This window comes from Desulforhopalus vacuolatus, assembly GCF_016918505.1.
GTDB classification, from domain to species: Bacteria; Desulfobacterota; Desulfobulbia; order Desulfobulbales; family Desulfocapsaceae; genus Desulforhopalus; species Desulforhopalus vacuolatus.
Genome location: NZ_JAFFPZ010000038.1, coordinates 1 through 21,842 on the forward strand (window position 1 = coordinate 1; position 21,842 = coordinate 21,842).

Below are 21,842 nucleotides of genomic sequence, written 5' to 3' on the forward strand. Positions count from 1 at the left end.
GAATAAAGCGTAAATCACTCATCTTAGTATAGAGTTAAAATGAAGATCATCTCTTGCTTGACAACATCTTGAATGTTTGACGTTTTTTTTTAAAAAAATATTTTTTTTGCAAGGTGCGAAATATAAGTTTGACGGTCTTGTTTGTGGTGTTTTTTCATTAAAAGGCAAGGACGTATTTGCATGTTAATAGCTCATTTTTTTGGTGGTATTGATTTCTGAAGATGGCGATTTCTTATGTAACTATTTGAAATTAATATAGAAATAAATTTTCTGTTCATAATACAGAACATATTGAACTGTACGTTGAAAACTCTTTGATATCCTGACGATTGTCACAATTTTTCATATAAATACAGTACGTTGTACAAGAGGAAAAAGTTTCTGAAAAAATAATTGACAATGCAATCTGTAAACGATTACATTGTGTGGAGGGGGAAAGAACCAGGTGTAATCTCCCATAGAGCGAGGGCACCCATATTCACCGTCAGAAAGCAGAAAATACTGACCCTCCATTATAACTCATGGAAACCTTGAAAACCTTGTATCTCTTTCATACTTGAGGCACAGGAGAAAGCTTTCCGCCTGTAACTTTGATATTGGATCCTGGCGTTTCCCTCCGAGTTTCCTCCGAGGGTAGATTCTTGACTGTAACAAAGAAGAAGGGCGAAAGGCTGGTTATTCAATATTTCCTTTTCTCAAGGGAGGCTGAAAAAAAGAAAAAGTAACAGTTCGGCCGCTTCATTTTTAGGGTTATTGTTCCAAAATCAGGTTCTTTATTACCCGAATTTGAATAGAGATAATTTAATAAACCGGCAGCCAGGAGGTCTTTTTTATGTCCAGTAATGTTGTAAAGGTAGGTGTCCAGTCCTTTGGAAGGTTCTTGAGTGGCATGGTAATGCCCAACATTGGCGCATTTATTGCGTGGGGGTTGATTACTGCGCTGTTTATACCAACTGGCTGGTGGCCTAATGAGAAATTAGCGACACTGGTTGGCCCCATGATTACGTTCCTGCTGCCGCTTTTGATTGGTTATACCGGTGGTAAAATGGTTGGGGGTGACCGTGGTGCCGTTGCCGGAGCTGTTACGACGATGGGGGTTATTGTCGGGAGCGATATCCCGATGTTTATGGGTGCCATGATTGCTGGTCCTCTGGGGGGGCTGGCAGTAATAAAATTTGACCAGATGGTTCATGGTAAAGTGAAACCCGGGTTTGAGATGCTGGTCAATAACTTCTCTCTTGGCATTATCTCCATGGTAGCGGCCTTAATTGCTTACCTTGTAGTTGGCCCAATCGTTTCTGTAATTACCAGAGCACTGGCGTCGGGTGTGGGCTGGATTGTGGATATGTCGCTCCTGCCTCTGGTTTCAATCATTGTTGAACCCGCAAAAATTCTCTTTTTAAACAACGCCATAAACCATGGTGTCTTCACTCCGCTGGGGGCGGAGCAGGCCGCGAAGTTCGGGTCTTCCATCTATTATTTGATTGAAACCAATCCGGGGCCAGGCCTGGGAATTCTTCTCGCGTATATAGCCGTTGGCAGAGGTGCTGCACAAAAGTCGGCCTACGGTGCATCAATCATTCATTTTTTTGGTGGAATACACGAAATATACTTCCCCTATATTTTAATGAAGCCCAGATTGATTATCGCCGTAATCGCTGGTGGCATGGTGGGTGTTGGCTTTAATATGATCACCGGAAATGCCCTGGTTGGTCCTGCATCTCCGGGTTCTGTTTTCGCACTGGTCCTGATGTCTACAAAAGGAATGGGTATTGTTCTAACCTTGAGCTCCATTGCTCTTTCTGCTCTCACTTCATTTCTTATTGGAGCTGTGCTTATTCGTACAGACGCTTCAGAAAATGATGACCTTGAAGGGGCCACCGCTGCTGTTGCTGCGAGCAAGTCTGCAGCAAAAGGACAGGCAGCCCCCGTCGCAGCAAAAGGACAGGCGTCCCCTGTCGCGGATGGCAGTGTTCACTTGATTGTTGTGGCCTGTGATGCCGGTATGGGTTCCTCGGCTATGGGAGCAACGGTATTGCGCGGCAAAGTAAAAGCTGCGGGCCTGGATATTGAGGTTATCAACCTGGCCATTAATGATCTGAAAGATGCCGATATCGTTATTACTCAGAATGAGTTGACTGATCGTGCCCGGGCCAAACTTCCTGATGCGCAGCATTTCAGTATCGATAACTTTATGGACGCAGGCTTCTATGATGACCTGGTTGCCAAACTGGTATAGGGGTTCTGAGGGGTATCCGGAAGATCTGTTCGAAGATCGACTCAGTTTCAAAAGGAGATTCTTATGTCTTTTTTTAAAAAATTGTTCGGTGGTCAAGATGAATCAAAAATCACAGAGAAGCCCGAAGTCGTTGAGAAGGCTGCCATGGCAGCTGCGCCGCAAGAGAGTCCTGCAGCTGCAGAAGATTCTCTGACGGTCAGTCCTGAACAGGTTGTATTAAATGTCCAGGAGGCAGACAAAGAGAAGATACTCCGACTGATTTCTGAGAATCTGTCTTCTTTGGGGCTTGTCAGTGGAGATTATTTTGAGGCTCTTACCGGCCGTGAAGAAAAAGTCAGCACCTACCTCATTAACGGCGTCGCCATACCGCACGGCGTAAATGAAGCAAAAGATCAGGTGATCAGAACCGGTGTCTTTATTGTGCAGGTGCCTGAGGGTGTTGTCTGGAACGACAAAGGAGATGTGGCTCGTTTGATTGTCGGGATTGCGGCAAAAGGCAAAGATCATTTGAAATTGCTTGAGCGTTTGACCACTGTGGTTATGGATGAGACCACAGCCGGTCAGCTGGCCACGACGACCAATAAAAACGATATCCTGGATGCGCTGAACGCAGAAAAGCAAAGTGCGCCTGAACAGCTTGAAGATTATGCCGTCACAGCAGAAGCAACGGTTGTTGATACAGAGGGGATGCATGCCCGACCGGCCAGTTTAATTGCAGAGCGTGCCGCAACATTTTCAGAAACAGATATCCGCATTCGCAACGATAAAAAGACGGCAAATCCCAAATCCATGGCGACCCTTTTGACCATGGGCGCAACTCTTGGTGATGTCCTTACAATTTCGGCTCAGGGGCCTGAGGCGGAGCAGGCAGTACAGGCGCTGGCTGCAATGATTAATGAGGGATTGGACAATGAGGAGGAACAGGATAATGCCTCCTATAATCCTCTGAGTGTGTTATCAGCTCTGCCTGATGTTCAGTGCCGTCTGACGCTGCGTGGCTCTGCGGCATCACCTGGGATTACCATGGCCCCGGCATTTCGACTGCATGCCAGAAAAATGAAATTCGAGGAGAACGCACAAGACCCCGGGGCGGAAGCCAGGCGTTTTAGTGAGGCCTTGACTGAGGCCGCAGGTCAACTCGATAAACTGCAAGCCAGACTGCAAAGCAGGGCTCCAAATGAAGCCGCCATTTTACATGCTCAGAAGCAGCTGCTGCAGGATGAACTGGTGCTCACCGACAGTGAAAAGTTCATCGTCAATGGCAAAACTGCTGCCTGGGCTTTTCATCAGGCAATTGAAAAGCAGGTTGAGGCGCTGAAGAAAGTTGACAACGAGCGCCTGAGGGCAAGAATTGCCGATCTCATTGATGTCCGTGATCGGGTATTGGCTTTAATTGTGGAAGCTGTTTCAGCAGTCGACTATCCGCAGACTGATTTCATTCTGATGGCAAAAGATCTCACACCTTCGCAAACAGCTGGATTGCAGGGGCTGAAGGTTCGTGCAATTTGCACGGAACTTGGCGGACCCAACAGCCACATGGCGATTCTTGCCAGAGCCCTGGGGCTTCCTGCAGTAGTAGGCCTCGGTGATGGGACGCTGAAGGACATTGAGGACGGTGAACTGGTCATTGTCGACCCGCAGGCCTCTTCCGTTTATGCTGGTCCAGATGCTGCCACGCAGAAAAATGGGGTGAAATGGATTGCGCAGTGGGAACAAATCCGCAAGGGAGAAGATGAGCAGAAACATAAGCCTGCTGAAACGCTGGATGGTCGTCATATCGATGTCGTATGCAATATCGCTACACTGGAAGACGCGAAACTTGTTTTAGGCAATGGTGGCGAGGGTGTGGGGCTGCTCCGGACCGAGTTTCTTTTTGAGTCTTCAGAAACAGAGCCACCTGTAGAAACGCAATGTGATACCTTGAAAGCCATTATCAAAGAACTTGGCAGCCGTCAGCTGATAGTACGTACGCTGGATATTGGCGGAGACAAGGCTGTGTCCTGGCTGCATATTCCTCAAGAAGCTAACCCCTTTCTTGGTATGAGAGGGATCCGCCTGTCGTTTAAACATGAAGACATCTTCAAACGTCAGCTGGAGGCCATTTACCAGACAGCGATCTGGCAGAAAGAGACAGCCGGTTCGACGGGACTGCACATTATGTTTCCGATGATCGGGAAAATGTCGGAGTGGAGAAAAGCGCGGGATATTGCTGAGGGGGTTCGCCTGCAGTTGAACGCTCCCCGGTTACCGCTGGGTGTTATGATTGAGGTCCCCTCCGCAGTGATGATTGCGGAGTCTCTGGCGAAAGAAGTGGATTTCTTTTCCATTGGTTCAAATGACCTGACGCAATACACCCTGGCCATAGACCGCCTGCATCCTGAACTCTCTTCTGACGCTGACAGTTACCATCCTGCCCTGGTAAAAATGATTGAGATGACGGTAAAGGCCGCACAGTCTTATGGCAAGTGGATTGGAGTGTGCGGAAATGCAGCTGCGATTCCCGGCCTCGCGTCGCTGCTGGTCGGGCTGGGTGTGAATGAACTGTCCGTCAGCCCCGCCAATGTGGGGGCAGTGAAAAATATTATCCGTGCAGTGAGCTATGGCAAATTGCAGGAGAAAGCACAGAAGGCGCTGCAGCTGGAAACTTCAGAAGAGATTATGGCATTGTATAAAACAAACGAAGACCTGTTGTAGCCGCTGGGGGCCCGGCAGGCGCGAAGATACGTCGGACTCAGTTCAGCCCCCCGTTGAGGGAGCGCAGGTACCAGCAGTCAATTCATTCCTGAAAGAGAGCAATTCGGATGAATTGCCAGGGTACTCACTTTTAATAAGGAGATAACCATGACATCAAAATACAACCAATACGCTTCTGCCGACCAGCCCATGCCTGAGAAAACCCTGGCCTGGAATATGTACGGTGCGGGTGAAGAAAATATAGGAAAAGATGGAAAGCCGGAACAGTTTCCCGTGTCTCAGCCGGCGGCAGACCAGATGCTGGTGCGTATCGACAGTGTCGGCCTCTGTTTTTCCGATGTGAAGTTAATCAAAATGGGGAGGAAACACCCCAAATTGTACAATCGTGATCTTACCAAAGAACCCACCAGACTTGGCCATGAAGTCTGTCTGACTGTTCTGGCTGTGGGGGATGAGCTCAAAGAAAAGTACACCCCGGGACAGCGCCTGGCGGTACAGCCTGATATTTACCAGAACGGCAAGAGTACTGCCTACGGTTATACTATCCCCGGTGGTCTTACCCAGTATCACCTGATGGGTTCAGAAATGCTCGAAACCGACGAGGGGGCATGTCTGCTTCCCATAGGTACAGAGATGGGCTATGCCGAAGCCTCCCTTCTTGAGCCCTGGGGGTGTGTCCTGGCATCCTACACCCAGAGACGACGTCTGGAGCCCATGAAGGGCGGTGTTATGTGGATTATCGGCAGGCCCGGTGACGAGCGTGAATATACCTTTTCAGCCGGTCTCCAGGCACCCGCAACCATAATTCTCTCTGATGCCCCGGCATCTGTTGCTGATCTCGCCAGCAAGACATCCGCTGAGGTTGTTGTACGCGACAACCTCACCTCTGATCAGTACGAGGCTTTTTCTCAAGAATTTACAGATGGTGCCGGTTTTGACGACATCGTCATGCTCGATCCCCGCTCCGCTGAGACCGTGGGTGCGGTGGCCAGATATATTAAGCGCAGAGGCACTCTCAATATGGTGGGTGAGACTCCTCTCGATGGCCTGGTCAATACCGATGCCGGACGTTTGCACTATGACTATATCGCCTTTATTGGCTGCCAGGGACCGGATATCAGCGGGTCTTACGGTGAAAAAAGAAACCGCTGTGAACTGAAGAAAGGTGGCACAACGGTGTTTGTCGGTGCCGGTGGCCCAATGGGGCAGATGCATGTTCAGCGGGCCATTGAACTTCCGGATGGACCAGGCAAAGTTATTGCCACAGAGGTCAGCGATATGCGGCTTGCTGCTATAGTGGAACGCTTTGGACCTCTGGCCAAAAGTAATAACTGCGAACTGTTCACCTTTAATCCTCAGACGAGTGACATGTCGATCCATGAGTTTGTCATGGATGTTACAGGCGGTCAGGGAGCTGACGATGTCGTGGTCAGTGTGCCAATTGCTGCAGTGATGACGGAGGCGGCCACGCTGATGAACAAAGACGGCATGCTGGTCTTTTTTGCAGGGGTGCCCAATGGAACGATGGCCGATCTTGATATGAGCACCGTTTATATGGCCAATGCGCAGTATACAGGTACTTCCGGATTGAGTCTCGATGATCAGTTCAAGGTGATGGATCAGGCCTCTAAAGGAGCCCTGTCTCCTGGACGCAGCGTTGGTGCTATTGGCGGAATGAAGGTTGCTAAAGAGGGGATCAGGGCGGTAATCGAGGGCAGCTTTGCCGGGAAAGTTATTATTTTCCCCGAGTTTCCCGATCTGCCACTGATTGGACTCGATGATTTACACAAAACAGAGCCCGAGATTGCAGCAAAACTTGGACCTGGCAATATGTGGACCGTAGAGGCAGAAAAAGTGCTGTTTGAAAAATACTGGAAGGGCTGAAAAATGATATTTACTGTGACGTTGAATCCTGCAGTTGACCGGGAGTTAACAGTTGCTGATATTGTATTTAATACTGTTCTCCGGGCTTCAGAATGGCGGGTTGATTGTGGTGGAAAAGGCTTCAATGTGGCTCGTATGCTGAAGTCACTTGGTACTCCGAGCGTTGCACTTGGTTTTGCGGCGGGAAAGAGTGGAGAACTGCTCCAGGATATGCTGGAGACTCTGGGAATTGATACCGAGTTTGTCTGGGTAAAGGGCGAAACCCGTACGAATGTTTCCATTGTCAGCAATGAAAACGACAGGTACGTGAAGGTGAACGAGCCGGGACCCACCATTACCGAGGCCGATCTTGCTCAACTGGCAGATAAGATCCGTGAACGTGTTCAGCCTGGAGACTGGTGGGTCCTGGCAGGCAGCCTCCCCCCGGGAGTACCGAAGGACTGCTACACTGAGATGATACATATTATCCAGTCAGCCGGGGGCAGGGTCTTCCTCGATACCAGCGGGGAGGCGTTAGAGCAGAGCTGTGGTGCAGGACCAAAACTGGTAAAGCCCAACGACGAGGAGGCCCGCGAAATGACCGGGCTTCCCGTCAATACCCCCGCTGAGATCGCCGCAGCAGGTGCTGCGATTCAGAAAACTGGTCCCGAAAATGTTGTTATATCCATGGGGAAAAAGGGTGCCATGCTGGTGAGTGATGGGCGGGCATGGTTTGCTTCCAGTCCGAAAATAGCCGAGGGAAATCCCATTGGAGCCGGTGACTCCATGGTTGCCGGGATGGTGTGGGGTCTGAGTCAGGGGGACAGTATGCAGGATGCCCTGGGTAAAGGGATTGCCTGCGGTGCCGCAACTGCAAGCCGGAAGGGGACAGCGGTGGGAACCCTGGAACAGGTAACGGACTTGTTAGGAAAAGTTCAACTCATTGAAGTGGCATCGTAATTTCTTTGCAGGAAACGTGTTACCGGGAGATTCTTTACATTCAAGGTACCCATAAGGGTATCTTGAATAATCTTGTATTTCGTTCATATTCGAGGCACAGAAGGGAATTGTATTGCGGCAGGTTCTTTCCAGCGGTGAAAAGGTAAGTCTTAAAAGGGAGTCTGGTAAAAATGATAATGAAAGACGTTTTAGGCTTAATCATGGGCGGTGGCAGAGGTGCCCGCCTGTATCCCCTGACGAAGAAACGGTCTAAACCGGCCGTTCCTGTTGCCGGTAAATATCGATTGATTGATATTCCCATCAGTAACTGCATCCACTCTGGTATTGATAAAATATCTATTCTCACCCAGTTCAACTCTGTTTCCCTGCACAGGCATATTTTTCGCACCTATCGAAGAGATATGTTTACCGACGGCTGGGTGCAGATATTGGCGGCCGAGCAGACACCTGAGAACAAGGGGTGGTATCAGGGTACCGCCGATGCGGTTCGGCAGCAGCTGGTAGAGATCAAAAATGCGGGGACAACGTATGTCATTATCCTGGCAGGAGACCATCTCTACAGGATGGATTATCGGAAATTTGTCCAATATCACATTGATACTCATGCCGATATTACCTTGGCCGTCCAGCCGGTAAGCGAGGGGGAGGCTCCGGAGCTGGGTATTCTCAAACGTAATACTGACGGTGAAATAGTAAGCTTTACTGAAAAACCGACATCGGCTGAACTTGACGGGCTGGAAAGTCTTCCAGGGACGGAAAAGCCCTTTTTGGCATCCATGGGGATATACGTTTTCTCCACGAAACTGCTGGCCGAACTTCTGGCGGCACCGGGGGATGATTTTGGTAAGGACATCATTCCAGAGGCTTTGGTGAATCGCCGCGTGATGGGGCATGTATTTGATGGCTACTGGGCAGATATAGGTACAATCAAGCGTTTTTACGAGGTGAATCTGGAGCTGGCCGCCAACTCGGCATTTGAGCTTAATATTCCAAAGCAGCCTGTCTATACAAACCCTCGCTTTCTGCCCCCTGGCGACCTGCAAAGAGTACTATTAACAAAGACATTACTGGCCGAGGGATGCCGCATAGCTGATGCGGAAATTACCAATTCCGTGGTTGGTATCCGTTCTATCATAGCTTCTGGTGTTGTGATGCGTGACACCGTTATGATGGGGGCAGATTATTATGAAACAGATGAACATCGTGCGGAAAATGTTGAGCAGGGGCGTCCTGATATAGGCATAGGAAATGGCTCGACTATTGAAGGTGCCATTATTGATAAAAAAGCCAGGATTGGTTGCAATGTACACATCCGCCACCTGCCAGATCGACCGGATTCTGAGAATGAAAACTGGGTTGTCCGAGATGGCCTGGTTATTGTCCTCAAAAGTGGAATAATTGCCGATGGTACAGTAATCTAAGCAAAATGTAAATGGTATCACCTCATCTCCTCAGGGAGGATACACTTTCACATTTACCCTGCGCCGTCCCCAGTCAAGGGCGTCGCTGTGGGAGGAAAAATAAAGGTCGATACGGTTCGGGCCTTTGATGGCACCGCCACGGTCCTCCACGGTACCCCAGCCGTAGCCAGGCACAAACATGCGCGTGCCAAAGGGGAAGTAGCGGGTATCAGCAGCAATGGTGCCGTCGTGGGGCAGGAATTTCCATGGGAAGAGCAGGATGCGGACAGGAATCATCCACGGTCTGTGCAGGGAGTCGAGGGAGAAAAAGCCCTCCTCCACCTCGCGGGGAAAGGTCCCGCTGGCGGTGCGCCCATCGTAGTGCCGTCCCTTGCGTGCACCCTTTGAGACATAGCGGTTCCAAAAATCGAGCTTCAGATATCTCCAGCTGCCGCGTTCCCAGTCGCAGCATTTTCCGCAGCCGCAGTAGGCAGTGGTCTCAATGCTGTTGATATGTTTTTGTGCGCAGCCACCCGAGAGCAGAAGAAAGGGCAGAAAGAAAATCAGGGGGAGAAGCAGCTTTTTCATGTGCGGTGAAACCAGTTTTTTATATCGTTCCGAGAAAAAATATGCACCACAGGCCGTCCATGGGGACAGTGGGAAAAGAGATCGGCGGCGGCCATTTCATTAAGCAGTCCCTCAATTTCCAGATTGCTCAGGGCTGTATGCGCTTTCACTGCGGCCCTGCAGGCCATGGTGGCAAGGATGTGGTCGAGCAAGTCTCCGCCCTTTGCACTGCGGTTGCCCTCTTCGCTGCCAAACTGTTCCAGCGTGTCAAGCAGCAGTTCGCGGGCGGAGGTGTTTCCCCCCAGTGCGGGCACGGCGGAGACCACGAAGGTGGAGCCGCCAAAGTCACGCAGAGCAAATCCCATCCGCTCCAGCTCCTCCATGTTTTTTTCCACCAGGTTACTCTGAAAGTGGGAAAGCTCCACCGTCTCGGGAAAGAGCAGGGCCTGACTGGTCACCTGTCCACCAAGATACTGCTTGTGCAGCTTTTCATAGAGCAGGCGTTCGTGGGCGGCATGCTGGTCAATGACCACCATTCCCGCGCTCCCTTCGCAGAGGATGTAGAGATCCCCGAAAACGCCGATTATCCGCAGATTGTGCGCGGGGGAGCTGGCCGCAGGTCCGGGAGAAATAAATTCAGCAGGGTGCGTAAAGGTCACCGGATCTCCCGCAGCCCCGGTGTGGGGCATGGGCTCCTCCGGGAGTCGCTCCGGCACGGGTTTTGTGGGAGAGTGTGGCGGTGTTTCTGCCTGCCGCTCCGGTTCGAGAACAGATGTTATTTTTACCTTTGCCTTCGAGGTTGTTGGATGGATCTCCGACCAGTGCTCAGAGATCGCCTGCTGAAAGGGAATGGCAGCCGTGCGAGGTGAAATATCCTGCGGTAATGGAAATTCGCGTTCCGGAACGGACAGGGGCGGGGGAGAAAATGTTTCTTCCGACGTTTCCGTTTCTGGTCGGTTGAAGATCCGTGCCTGCAGATGGCGCTGATGGCCTGCCATTGCTTCCCTGACACTCGTTTCAAGAAAGGCGTGTACATCGTTGGCGTTGCGGAAGCGCACCTCATGCTTGGCTGGATGGACGTTGACATCCACCTCGGAGGGGTTGACGGTGAGCATGATCAGGCCGGAGGGGTTCTTTCCTTTCATCAGAAAGCCGCGCAGCCCCTCGTTGACTGCGTGGATCATCATCCGGTCGTGTACCGCACGTCCATTGACGAAGAGACGCAGTTTCGCCGGTCCGGCGTTTACGTCCGGTTGTGTCAGCCAGCCGTCAGCACGCCGTTCCAGCTCTTCACCCCGCCCCGCAATCTTCTGCACCTCAATAAAGTCGCCGTCGTAATGGAGTATCTTTGCCAGCCGGTCACGGGAATTCATCCCTTCATCGAGGTGCAGGAGTTCCCGGCCATCCACCCGCAGAATGAAGCCGATGGCGGGACAGCCGAGGGCATAGTTGCGTATCACCTCTTCAATATGGCCCCGTTCGGTGCGGGTCGTGCGCAAAAACTTTCGCCGCGCCGGGGTCCTGCCGAAAAGGCTGCGAACCTCAATGCTGGTGCCGGGGGCGCACCCTGTCTCGTGAACCTTGAGGAGTGTGCCATATTCATAGACCACTTTTGTTCCCAGCTCTGCCCCTGCGACCCGGCTGCTCATGGTCAACTTGGCCACCGAACCTATGGAAGGGAGGGCCTCGCCGCGGAAACCAAGGGTGTTGATTGCACCAAGGTCCTCCTCGTCATGGATCTTGCTGGTGCCGTGGCGCTCAAGGCTCATCAGCAGGTCATCCTCATCCATGCCGCAGCCGTTGTCGGTGATACGCATCAGGCGCACACCACCCCCTTCAATCTCCACTTCAATGCGGGTGGCCTCGGCATCGAGACTGTTTTCCACCATCTCTTTAATGACAGAAGCGGGGCGCTCAACCACTTCGCCAGCGGCGATCTGGTTGGCAAGATGATCGGGGAGAATACGGATTTTCGACATGGTCTGGACTTTCCTGTTGCGGGTTTACTGAGTGATGGTATTTTGGTGGAAACCTGATTTCTCGGCCTCTCCAGACAAGGAATAATACTATATAACGTGCCTCCCGCAAAGAAAACTCCCGCAGCGAAAACGTCACCGGCAAAGAGCACGGCACGTTCTTCCACCAGAAAACCCACGTCGAGAAGGCCTGCCCGGCGGGTCTATACTGAAAAGCACATCTACGTTCTGCTGTGTATCATCGTCCTCTTGCAGACTCTTCTGCTCGGCGGGACTCTCATGGTGAGGCAGGCTCTCCACCTTCCCAATCTTGCTGCCATCGCCCACTATCAGCCTCCACAGGCCACCATTATTTATGACAGCGGCGGGCACATTGTCGACCGCATGTTTACCGAAAACCGTACATTTGTGCCCCTGTCGCAAATGTCGAAATATCTGGCACCTGCCTTTATTGCCGCAGAAGACGGAGCTTTCTTTGAACACGGCGGGCTGGATTTTTTCTCCATGCTGCGGGCGCTGCTCAACAACCTGCAGTCCGGACGGCGCGGGCAGGGCGGTTCAACCATCACCCAGCAGGTGACGAAATCGATCCTTCTCACCCCGGAGAAGACCTGGATCCGCAAAATCCGCGAAGCCATTCTTGCCACCCGTATCGACCGGGAGTTCAGCAAGGCGGAGATTCTGCAGATTTACCTCAACCAGATCTATCTCGGCGAAGGGGCCTTCGGGGTGGAGGCCGCAGCGCAGACCTACTTCGGGAAATCGGCAGCACAGCTCAACCTTGGCGAGTGTGCCCTGCTTGCGGGACTGCCCCAGGCACCGAGCCGTTACTCTCTTTTTGACCATGAGGCGCGTGCAGCAGAGCGGCAGCGGTATGTCCTCAACCGGATGACGGCGGACGGTTACATCACCCCGAAGCAGGCGCGAGTGGTGTGGGCAATGCCGGTGCATCTTAACCGCCATCGCCAGCGGGCGGGGGAGCAAAACGGTTACTATCTTGATGAGGTGAAGAAGCAGGCGCGGGAACTGATCGGCGCGCCGCTGCAGACTTCCGGGGCACGCATCTACACCTGGCTTGATTCGGCGCTGCAGAAACGGGCATTGCAGGCGGTTGCGCAGGGTATTGCCGGGGTGAAGGCGCGGGCCGGGGGAGGAAGCACGGGGAAAACCCCGGAGGCAGCGCTGGTGGCGCTGGAAACGAAGACCGGCAGGGTGCGGGCGCTGATCGGTGGCGCATCCTTTGCCGCCTCGCCCTTTAACCGGGCTACCCAGGCACACCGGCCAGCAGGCTCCACTTTTAAACCCTTTCTCTATGCGGCGGCGCTGAAGGCGGGCTGGCGATCGGATTCACGAATTCTTGATGCTCCCCTCTCCATTCGCGGTGGGAACGGCCGAATATGGACACCGAAAAACTACAACAACAAATATCTGGGTGAGGTGACGCTGCTGCAGGCTCTCACTCAGTCACTGAACACCGCTGCGGTGCGGCTTATGCGCAGGGTCGGCTGGGAGGAAACCGTGGCCATTGCAACACAGGCGGGGATACCCGTCAAAATGCCCCAGGATCTTTCTCTTGCACTTGGTGCGGTGGATCTCTCCCCTCTGCAGCTCACCAGTGCCTACACCATCTTCGCCGATCACGGTATCTATCATCCGCCTTCTTTTATCTCCAAAATTGTTCTCGAGGATGGACGGATTATTCGACCGCAGGGCGTTTCGCAGCGGGTACTGTCGAAGAACATTGCCGCAGAGATGCAGGGCATGCTGCACAACGTAGTGGTTCATGGTACGGGGAACAAAGCCTGGATCCCCGGTATCCTCGGCGGGAAAACAGGTACCTCGGATAACAGCCGGGATGCCTGGTTTGTTGGTTTTACCCGGAAAATGGTCGCTGGAGTGTGGATCGGGTATGACTATAATCAGCCAATGGGTCATGAAAGCGGCGGCAGAACCGCCGCCCCGGTGTGGCACATGTTGATGAAAGGGGATTGAGAAAAGAGTCCCCAAAAGTAATGGTTATAGTCTTAAATCTGATACCAATCACATTTTGTAAAATTGATCGCAATGGTGATAACAGTGACCTCACACATCATTAGTGAAAAATCGCCACAACAGTGATTCCAGCAATGATGTAGAGACAAGGCATGCCTTGTCTACACGGTGACAACAAACGTAACGATAACGGTGCAACTGTAACCGACTCCGAAAACACCGATACCCCGCGAAACATACACGCCACATTATCACCACGGGGTGATAACAGTGACCTCACACATCATTGGTGAAAAATAGCCACAACAGTGATTCCAGCAATGGTGTTGTAGAGACAAGGCATGCCTTGTCTACACGGTGACGACAAACGTAACGATAACGATGGAACCGTAACCGACTCCGAAAACACCGATACCCCGCGAAACGTACACGCCACATTGTCACCACGGGGTGATAACAGTGACCTCACACATCATTGGTGAAAAATAGCCACAACAGTGATTCCAGCAATGGTGTTGTAGAGACAAGGCATGCCTTGTCTACACGGTGACGACAAACGTAACGATAACGGTGGAACTGTAACCGACTCCGAAAACACCGATACCCCGCGAAACATACACGCCACATTGTCACCACGGGGTGATAATGGTAACCTTACACATCATTAGTGAAAAATAGCCACAACAGTAATTCCAGCAATGGTGTTGTAGAGACAAGGCATGCCTTGTCTACATTGCCTTTATTCGTTGGCAAAAAGTTTTTCGCTGTTCCGTCTTTTGCTTTTCCCTGTCTCCCGCCTCCCGTCTCCGTCTCCCTGCCTTTAAATCCACCAATACAAAATGTAAATGATTGCTATCACTTGAATTCAGCAGTGATCATTCAATTCCATCTATGCCAACATTGTCGAGAGATCCCAGGCGATCGATGAAAAAATCGATATCCTTTCGCTTAGAGAGGATATTGCCGTGCTGGGGAGCTATGGTGTCGATCTCGAATTTTCTTATCTGGTCCATGGCGTAATGGAGCGCCTTTTCGCAGGGCATTATCTTGCGATGGAATTGATCCATCGCCAGAATCGGACAATACTCTTTGCCTTGAGGGCATTTTTCAATGCTTTTACAAGTGTAACACTGCGAGTCGAGATCAAAAAAGATATTCTCTTTGTAATAAGAAAAACTGCCGAACAGGTCGCTGCTGAACATCGTCCCGGTCTGTGCATCAAACGTGACGAAACTGCCATCGGTGTGGGCATAAGGAGTGGGGATGAATCTCAACACCCGCTTATTGAGGGTAAAGGTGTTCCCGTAGTCCTCGATGTTTTCTATCAGGCTGAGCCTGTCCTTATGGAGATAAAAAGAGAGGAAGGTTTTATTGTCGCGAGTTGACAGCACCTTGATATCCGGGTTTTCACAAATATCAATGAGATTGGACATTGAGCCACAGAGATCTGGATCATAGTGCTGATAGATCAGGGTGGTGATGTTCTTTGGATCAATACCGACCTGGAGGATCTTCATCATTACCTTCGCGAAATCAGAGCGACTGCCGCCGTCTATCAATATGGCCTGGTCATCCTCGACGATCAGATATGGGTTGCAGTAGAGATGGGTTCCCTGTTCACGGCTCCCCACCCAATATATCCCCTCAGCTACTTCTACCGGATAATCAATCTGTTCATAATTTTTCATTCGTCGTACTTCCCTTGTTTGAGAAAAGAATTCTACCAATTATACCATTTACATTTTGTATTAACCAGAAAACGAGTAAAGAGAGAACAACAGTAATTCTCTGTTTAATTTTAAAATATTTTTTAAAGTTTTTTGCCTTTATTCGAATGTTTAGAGCTTTTATTCGTTGGCAAAAAGTTTTTCGCTGTTCCGTCTTTTGCTTTTCCCTGTCTCCCGTCTCCTTTCTCCTGTCTCCCTTCCCCCTGCCTTTACATTCGCCAATAGAAAGTGAAAATGGCATTGAGTACGGTTACAACTTAATAGGAATGGTATTACATTTTGTATTGGTGGATTCAAAGGCAGGTGGGACAGACGCCCAAATTGGGCGTCTCTACGATGTCGGCGATTTATCTTACGGGCATTGATTGTACAAATCCGGATACAATTCTGCCGCGATAACCCCGTGGTGGTAATATGGCGTTGTCTTTGTGGAAAGGATGTCTTTGTAGAGACGCCCAATTTGGGCGTCTTCAGCACAACAGGTGGCTCATCTCACAACAGACGTTTCTGCAATAAAATTAATTTATCATCCTGTTTGTCCTGTCGTTTTTTTGGGATCAGTAAAAAATGTAAATGGTATTACTCACGCTCGTCAACCACTAACCAGGCTTCCATGGCTTTTTTATTCTTAAGAGATATCAGACCGCGCTTCTCGAAAGTGAAATGTGACTGAGCCAGGCGGAAGGTTTCCTCGGAGATGTTGATACGGCCAGGCACTCCGGAGGACTCAAAGCGGGAGGCGATATTGACGTTGTCTCCGAAAACATCGAACTGCGTCCGTTCATGACCTACCACACCGGCCATTACACTGCCTGTATGAATGCCTAAACGCATCTCGAAAGCAAGGGGAGCAGTGCGGTTGAAGTTGTTGATAAACTCCAGCATCTTGAGACCTGCCCGGATCGCCTGGCAGGCGTTATCATCGACCTTCTCAGGAGCGCCGAATACCACCATGTAGGCGTCCCCGATGGTCTTGATCTTGGTGCCCTGAAATGTTTCCACCAGGTGGTCAAATCCGGTGAAAATTTCGTCCAGGATATTGATCAGCTTTTCCTGAAGAATCTTTTCGGCAAGATGGGTGAAGTCAACGAAATCGGTAAAAAGAATGGTACACACAAAGCTGCGCGGTGCATAATGGCCCCGACACTTGATCTCTTCTGCCACCTTCGCCGGCAGGGTATTTTTGAGAAGCCCGTCTACTCGTTTCTCAAGCTGAACATAGGAGCGAATCAATTCCTTCAGCAAGCTTTTTTGCAGCGCAGCGTCCTCAATTAACCCCAGTAATTCGAGATGAGCCAACAGGAGATCGTTGGTCAATCCGCTTTTTCCCATCTCTCTGCAATATAGTTGAAGCAACGAACTGGTTTTCATTTTTCCTCCAAATCAAGATTGCATCCGTCACGACTTCAGGCTTTGTCTTCCGGCTACCTTGAAACAGCCTGCATTCGTTCCTCTTCGAGACACGGAAAGAAATTTACCGCAGCCATGATTGATCTCGGCGTTTGGCGTTGACCTCTGAGGATACCTTTTTTACTGTAGGGTGCCTTGAATAATCTTGTATTTCGTTCATATTCAAGGCACAGGATCAAATTTACCGGAGCTATATCTTTGATATCGGAGTCTGGCGCTTACCTGCGAGGATAAATTTTTGACTGGGAACCACGGATAAACAGGCTGTAAAAATGATCTCATGGTAGAAGCGTTCGTTGTGCTGGAGGTTCCACAATTTATCGTCTCTACGGAGTCTTTTCCTTTCTCCCGTCTCCCTTTTTCCGCCCCTGCTTTTGAATCCGCCAATACAAATGTAATACCTTTTACATTTTGTATTAACCAGAGAATGCGAGTAAAGATAGAACAACAGCAATTCTCTGTTTAATTTTAAAATCTTTTTTAAAGTTTTCTGCCTTTATTCGCATGTTTCGAGCTTTTATTCGTTGGCAAAAAGTTTTTCGCTGTTCCGTCTTTTGCTTTTTCCCGTCTCCCGTCTCCCGTCTCCTTTCTCCCTTTTCCCACCCCTGCTTTTGAATCCGCCAATACAAATGTAAAATGTAAATTCCCCATCAACAAAAAAAGCCGGCACCGGAAGTCTCATCTCCCAGTGCCGGCAACAATTCCGTCGCCCTCCAATTACACAAACATATTCACGAATTTCACATACTTCTTCAGCAGCATCGTGCCGCCACCCTGAGAGATAACTCTCTTGAGCGGTTCCACATCTGTAACCATTGATCCGCTGAGCTGGGTAATTCTTGAGTCACGGAAGGCCTCGGGGCAGGCCGGGCTGGACGGGCCGAGGAGCACCGCAGCCCGATTCCTCTTCAACTGGCTCAACAGGTCATCAATTGTTCCATTTATGATACTGGTAGCAGTCAGAATGGCGACATCGCATTGAGCGAGAAGGTCCGGGCCTTCGCTCAGGTCGGTGATACCCGGTTTGGCTGAATCAAGATCAATGACGTGAAACGTGCAGCCGGTTTTTTTTATTCTCGGAAGAAGGGGGGCGAAATGACCGACCATCACCACACTGTCGGTGGGTTGGATGTTGAGCGCGGAAATGGCTTCCGCATCGCTGTAATCCCGTTTTTGTCTGGAGTTTACCGCGTTAAACGTCGCCAGCCCTATGGCCCGTTCAAAATCGCTGCTGCTGCTGAGCAGATTGATTGCCTCCAGCTCAGAGAAATTCTGCATGGTGCCCGCTTTGGCTATGTGAGTACAGGAAGAACCCGCGCTCCGTGTTGGTGTCCAGGCGATGCCGGCAGCACCGTCCTGCAGCTCAACGCAGGTATAACCAAGACCTATCCGCACATCCGCCAGGTGTCCTTCCTGGCACATTTTTTCTCCGATACTTTTCAGGTTTTCTTCAATTTTCATCTGTTCGTTCCCTGTATGTAATTGTATTGAAATGATGGTTGATGTTTCTTCGTGATTTTCTTCCCGCACAATGTAACTCGCAGGCAGGTTCACTGGAAGGGATTATTGGAAAAAACGAGGGAAGGGGAGAGCAAGAGCCGTTTGCAGGTGCTTCAATCCAAAACGGCCTGTTTTATTTCCTCCACAATTTCAGAGGGACACTGGTAGATAAGGCCATGTCCGGCGTGGTTGAACTCTTTCAGCAGAGAATGGGGACAGGCGGCATGAAGTCGCCGGGCATTTTCTGGCGGACAGATTCGATCCATGGTTCCTGTCATGATCAGCATGGGCACAGCTAACGTGGCCAGATTACTGCAGGGGCGGGGGACTTGTGACCAGTTCTCACACAGCCGGTTCTGATATGCGATCTCAGTTTCAGAGAGTTCGCCTTCCAGTGCTGCAGAAATATATATCCGGCCAACTTTCTTTCCGAGCCGTCGGCCTGTTTCCGCGTCGGGAAAGGTGAGTTGTCCCATGCGCTTAAAATGATCTTCCATGGTCCCGGAGGTGTCGGTGAGCAGGTTGAGATCCGCGTCGCTCATCGCCACTGCATTCTGACCCGGTGCGGTAGACACGAGTATAAGACCGGCCAGTTTCTCCGGAACTTTGTCGGCTATAGCCTGGGCAATAAAACCCCCCATAGAAAATCCAAAGAGGAAGGGTTTTGTATCTGCCACCTCTGCCATAAAGGGCAGCATACTTTTTGCTGCCTCTTCAACAGATTGCGGAACTGTGTCGGTGGGAGAGACCCCTACGCCCGGAATATCGGCAAGAATGCAGCGAAAGTGGGGGCTGAGCCTGGTAATCAGTTCAGGGTTCCAGTGATGAAGGGTCATGTTCGAACCGGCCAGAAGAATCAGGGGCTCTCCCTGCCCAATCTCCCGGTATCCAATCCCGTGCAGTTTCTTAACTTCTGAGATTCCATGAATCTGAGCCACTCCGCCACGCGCCATCCTGAAATGTGAATAGCGCTCCGGAAGCAAAATGGTAATAAACAACGGAAGTGCAAACCCCATCACCTGCAGGGCCACATTTTTCAATCCATGGGATACGCATCCGTACGTCGCGATCAGCATTCCGGCAAACCAGCAGAGCGAGATAAGGATATTTACTTCAAGAAAAAGAGGCGAGTCCCAGTATTTCTCAGGGCAATTTTCACGGGCATAAACCAAACTGAAGGGCTTTTTGATCAGGACGGAAACCAGCATAATGCCAGCCAGCACCAGCGTGCTGAACCAATAGGCATTTTTCATCACCCAGGGATGATGCATGAAAACCCCAAAAATCAGCATGAAAATAAAAAACAGCAGGGTTCCCCAGGATAAAACATGTTTCTCTTTCAGGGCCTTCCGATCCAAAAACACAATGGATCCAATAGCCAAAATTGTGCCTGTTTCCATCCCATAGTGTCCCCATCCATTAAAGCTGAAAAAGAGAATCCAGGGCAAAAATCCTAAAATGAAATTTTTAATCATAATATTCGAGTCTGTGGATTACGCTAAATATTCGAAAATGGGCATTTTATATAGAGAAATTTTCGCGTGTTGCGTTGGCTGTCCAGTCTTTATCTTTTCGCGTTCCTTGCGTTCTTCGCGGTGAAAAAATTGTCTTACCGCTTTTTGCTTTTTCCATTCTTCCTGTGCAATGTAACTCGCAGGCAGGTTCACTGGAAGGGATTATTCGGGTGGAGAAGAGAATTGATCTTTCTGCCTTGCTTCCTTATTTGCCCCAAATGTGCTTGTCATAAAAAGAATACAATAATACTATTGACTTCCAAGTATATTAAAAAACCTTGTATTTCGTTCATATTCAAGGCACCGAAGGAAATTTACCGCAGATATCACTTTGATATCGGAGTCCAGCGCTTACCTCCGAGGATAAATTTTTGACTGTACGAAGAAGATGGGTGAAAGACTGATTATTCATATTATTCATATTTCCAGAAGAACAACATGCTCTTTGGCGGAGTAATGGGAAAGCTTTCATTTGCAGGCGAACTCGATGAATACCTTCCTTTTTTCCGCTGCGCGGAACGGATGGGCCTGGGGAAACAGACTGCCTTTGGCTTTGGGCAGATAGAAGTGCAGGCAAAGGATAAATAATGGGAAGGCGGATTCTCCTGGCACTCTCCGGGCTTGCTCCTCAGGTAATTACTGAGACTCTCTACTGTCTTCATCAGCAGGGACGGATGGTCGATGAAATTCACATCATAACCACTCTGTCAGGCAAAGAACTTCTGTTGTCTCAACTGCTGGGAGAGGGGGGTGGGCAATATTTTCGGTTTTGTGAGGAGTATAAAATTGATGTCGGAAAAATTACCTTTACTGAACGTAATATTCATATTCCCTGCGGAGAGAATGGAAAACCTCTGACTGATATTTTTACCGGTGAGGATAACGAACGTCTCCTTTCCCTCACCACAGAACTTACCCGTACCCTCACCGCAGAGAGGAGTAATATTGTCTACTTTCTGATAGCGGGAGGGCGAAAAACCATGAGCTCCTGTCTTACTCTGGCCGTCCAGCTTTATGGACGGCGGCAGGATCGCCTTTTCCATATTCTTGTTTCCCCGGAGTTTGAGTCAAACCCCGGGTTCTGGTATCCTCCGGTGCAAGAAAAAATGATGAAAGTCAAGACCTGTGATGGTCACTTCTGCAGGAAATCCAGCAGTGACGCAGAGTTGTATCTTATTCCCATCCCTTTTATCTCCTTACGCGAACGATTTGCCAGTGATCTGCTGATCGCGCCGCATCCTCCCGGAACACTACTCACATCCCTGGTAAAGAAGGAAGATCTCCGACTTGAGATTTACCTGGAGAACACCACTCTCTGTTACGGCGGAGTGGAGCTGGATATGCATCCTGCACGTCTTGCTCTCTACACTTTTTTCTGTCTCGCTGCACAGAAACAAAGGTGGTTTACCGCTCTGGAACTCCTCGAACATCAGCAGGAAATTGCAGACCTCTATCAGCAGATCTGTGTGGGGAAAGTTTTTGCAACCAGTGACACCGGAATCCTGAATCTGAATGTAGAAAACTTCAACTCCTACAAATCAAAGATAAAGCGTGACCTGTTACAGGCCTTTGGGGAAAGTGCCGCAGAAATTCTTATTTCTTCACGGGGAAAACGCCCTGATACGCTTTACGGCATTGAGATTAATCAGAAAAGGATAGCCATCATGTAAGCAACGTTGCAGGAATAGAATTCTCCCTGCTGCGAGTATATTCTAACAAGGCATCTTTTCCATTATTACATACAAGGAGATGAAAATGTCACGAAAACACCCTCCAATACCTGCCCCGGAGTCCTTTGCCGGAGAAAAAAATTCTGTCCTGAAATATCAAATCGAGATTCTCACACCTGTCATGGGGGGTGGCACAAAAAGTTAGGCTCATGTTGCGTTTCGGGGTCGTGATTTGGTAAAATAACGCTTTCCTTTTACCAACTACTGAAAAGAGGCCAGCACTATGAAGGTAAACATACAGACCCTGATGGATGATGTCCAATGTTACGC

15 protein-coding genes and 2 pseudogenes are annotated in these 21,842 nt (G+C 50.0%); 11 read left to right on the forward strand and 6 right to left on the reverse strand.

Annotated features, from left to right (window positions below):
• Positions 1 to 832: 832 nt before the first annotated feature.
• The 5 genes and pseudogenes from JWG39_RS14535 to JWG39_RS14555 all read left to right on the forward strand — a co-directional run.
• A pseudogene (locus JWG39_RS14535) lies at positions 833 to 2,236 on the forward strand (PTS mannitol transporter subunit IIBC); the annotation flags it as partial.
• 66 nt (positions 2,237 to 2,302) lie between these two features.
• The gene (gene ptsP, locus JWG39_RS14540) at positions 2,303 to 4,933 is read left to right on the forward strand and encodes a phosphoenolpyruvate--protein phosphotransferase (protein WP_205220164.1); all 2,631 of its coding nucleotides are present in this window, start codon (positions 2,303 to 2,305) and stop codon (positions 4,931 to 4,933) included.
• Between the two features lie 147 nt (positions 4,934 to 5,080).
• Positions 5,081 to 6,817: an alcohol dehydrogenase catalytic domain-containing protein gene (locus JWG39_RS14545; RefSeq protein ID WP_205220165.1), complete on the forward strand. Its 1,737-nt coding sequence runs from the start codon at positions 5,081 to 5,083 to the stop codon at positions 6,815 to 6,817.
• Between the two features lie 3 nt (positions 6,818 to 6,820).
• A complete protein-coding gene (gene pfkB / locus JWG39_RS14550) occupies positions 6,821 to 7,756 on the forward strand; it encodes a 1-phosphofructokinase (RefSeq protein ID WP_205220166.1) in 936 nt (311 codons plus the stop codon).
• Positions 7,757 to 7,932: 176 nt separating this feature from the next.
• Positions 7,933 to 9,177, forward strand: coding sequence for a glucose-1-phosphate adenylyltransferase (locus tag JWG39_RS14555; protein WP_369130640.1), 1,245 nt, complete (start codon positions 7,933 to 7,935; stop codon positions 9,175 to 9,177).
• A gap of 30 nt (positions 9,178 to 9,207) precedes the next feature.
• On the opposite strand, the gene JWG39_RS14560 is transcribed toward JWG39_RS14555, so the two are convergent.
• Positions 9,208 to 9,744, reverse strand: coding sequence for a 3D domain-containing protein (locus JWG39_RS14560; RefSeq protein WP_205220168.1), 537 nt, complete (start codon positions 9,742 to 9,744; stop codon positions 9,208 to 9,210).
• On the reverse strand, positions 9,741 to 11,702 hold the full coding sequence (gene mutL / locus JWG39_RS14565; RefSeq protein WP_205220169.1) for a DNA mismatch repair endonuclease MutL: 1,962 nt from the start codon (positions 11,700 to 11,702) through the stop codon (positions 9,741 to 9,743). Before mutL ends, JWG39_RS14560 begins: the two co-directional genes overlap by 4 nt.
• A gap of 96 nt (positions 11,703 to 11,798) precedes the next feature.
• Between mutL and JWG39_RS14570 the strand changes: the two genes are divergently transcribed.
• The 4 genes from JWG39_RS14570 to JWG39_RS14585 all read left to right on the forward strand — a co-directional run bounded on the left by JWG39_RS14570 (position 11,799) and on the right by JWG39_RS14585 (position 14,359).
• Positions 11,799 to 13,691, forward strand: a complete 1,893-nt coding sequence (locus JWG39_RS14570; protein ID WP_205220170.1) for a transglycosylase domain-containing protein — start codon at positions 11,799 to 11,801, stop codon at positions 13,689 to 13,691.
• A 152-nt stretch (positions 13,692 to 13,843) separates the two neighbouring features.
• On the forward strand, positions 13,844 to 13,984 hold the full coding sequence (locus tag JWG39_RS14575; protein WP_205220171.1) for a hypothetical protein: 141 nt from the start codon (positions 13,844 to 13,846) through the stop codon (positions 13,982 to 13,984).
• A gap of 48 nt (positions 13,985 to 14,032) precedes the next feature.
• Complete coding sequence (locus JWG39_RS14580; RefSeq protein ID WP_205220172.1) at positions 14,033 to 14,173, forward strand: hypothetical protein; 141 nt, start codon at positions 14,033 to 14,035, stop codon at positions 14,171 to 14,173.
• Between the two features lie 48 nt (positions 14,174 to 14,221).
• A complete protein-coding gene (locus JWG39_RS14585; protein ID WP_205220173.1) occupies positions 14,222 to 14,359 on the forward strand; it encodes a hypothetical protein in 138 nt (45 codons plus the stop codon).
• 207 nt (positions 14,360 to 14,566) lie between these two features.
• On the opposite strand, the gene JWG39_RS14590 is transcribed toward JWG39_RS14585, so the two are convergent.
• From JWG39_RS14590 to JWG39_RS14605, 4 genes are all read right to left on the reverse strand, one after another.
• Positions 14,567 to 15,379, reverse strand: coding sequence for an oxygen-binding di-iron domain-containing protein (locus JWG39_RS14590; protein WP_205220174.1), 813 nt, complete (start codon positions 15,377 to 15,379; stop codon positions 14,567 to 14,569).
• Positions 15,380 to 15,997: 618 nt separating this feature from the next.
• Complete coding sequence (locus JWG39_RS14595; RefSeq protein ID WP_205220175.1) at positions 15,998 to 16,789, reverse strand: adenylate/guanylate cyclase domain-containing protein; 792 nt, start codon at positions 16,787 to 16,789, stop codon at positions 15,998 to 16,000.
• 756 nt (positions 16,790 to 17,545) lie between these two features.
• Positions 17,546 to 18,289, reverse strand: a complete 744-nt coding sequence (locus JWG39_RS14600) for a DUF364 domain-containing protein (protein ID WP_205220176.1) — start codon at positions 18,287 to 18,289, stop codon at positions 17,546 to 17,548.
• Between the two features lie 152 nt (positions 18,290 to 18,441).
• A complete protein-coding gene (locus JWG39_RS14605) occupies positions 18,442 to 19,710 on the reverse strand; it encodes an alpha/beta fold hydrolase (protein WP_205220177.1) in 1,269 nt (422 codons plus the stop codon).
• Between the two features lie 558 nt (positions 19,711 to 20,268).
• Here JWG39_RS14605 and cas6 point away from each other — a divergent pair.
• Positions 20,269 to 20,430, forward strand: a pseudogene (gene cas6, locus JWG39_RS14610) (CRISPR system precrRNA processing endoribonuclease RAMP protein Cas6); the annotation flags it as partial.
• Positions 20,430 to 21,512 (forward strand): CRISPR-associated ring nuclease Csm6, encoded by a 1,083-nt coding sequence (gene csm6, locus JWG39_RS14615; RefSeq protein WP_205220179.1) that lies wholly within the window; start codon positions 20,430 to 20,432, stop codon positions 21,510 to 21,512. The pseudogene cas6 and the gene csm6, both read left to right, overlap by 1 nt.
• The last annotated feature ends 330 nt before the right edge of the window (positions 21,513 to 21,842 follow it).

Coding starts and splice junctions, on each gene's coding strand:
- ptsP (WP_205220164.1), top strand. CDS start 2,303: ATGTCTTTTTTTAAAAAATTGTTCGGTGGTCAAGATGAATCAAAAATC.
- JWG39_RS14545 (WP_205220165.1), top strand. CDS start 5,081: ATGACATCAAAATACAACCAATACGCTTCTGCCGACCAGCCCATGCCT.
- pfkB (WP_205220166.1), top strand. CDS start 6,821: ATGATATTTACTGTGACGTTGAATCCTGCAGTTGACCGGGAGTTAACA.
- JWG39_RS14555 (WP_369130640.1), top strand. CDS start 7,933: ATGAAAGACGTTTTAGGCTTAATCATGGGCGGTGGCAGAGGTGCCCGC.
- JWG39_RS14560 (WP_205220168.1), bottom strand. CDS start 9,744: ATGAAAAAGCTGCTTCTCCCCCTGATTTTCTTTCTGCCCTTTCTTCTG.
- mutL (WP_205220169.1), bottom strand. CDS start 11,702: ATGTCGAAAATCCGTATTCTCCCCGATCATCTTGCCAACCAGATCGCC.
- JWG39_RS14575 (WP_205220171.1), top strand. CDS start 13,844: ATGCCTTGTCTACACGGTGACAACAAACGTAACGATAACGGTGCAACT.
- JWG39_RS14580 (WP_205220172.1), top strand. CDS start 14,033: ATGCCTTGTCTACACGGTGACGACAAACGTAACGATAACGATGGAACC.
- JWG39_RS14585 (WP_205220173.1), top strand. CDS start 14,222: ATGCCTTGTCTACACGGTGACGACAAACGTAACGATAACGGTGGAACT.
- JWG39_RS14590 (WP_205220174.1), bottom strand. CDS start 15,379: ATGAAAAATTATGAACAGATTGATTATCCGGTAGAAGTAGCTGAGGGG.
- JWG39_RS14595 (WP_205220175.1), bottom strand. CDS start 16,789: ATGAAAACCAGTTCGTTGCTTCAACTATATTGCAGAGAGATGGGAAAA.
- JWG39_RS14600 (WP_205220176.1), bottom strand. CDS start 18,289: ATGAAAATTGAAGAAAACCTGAAAAGTATCGGAGAAAAAATGTGCCAG.
- csm6 (WP_205220179.1), top strand. CDS start 20,430: ATGGGAAGGCGGATTCTCCTGGCACTCTCCGGGCTTGCTCCTCAGGTA.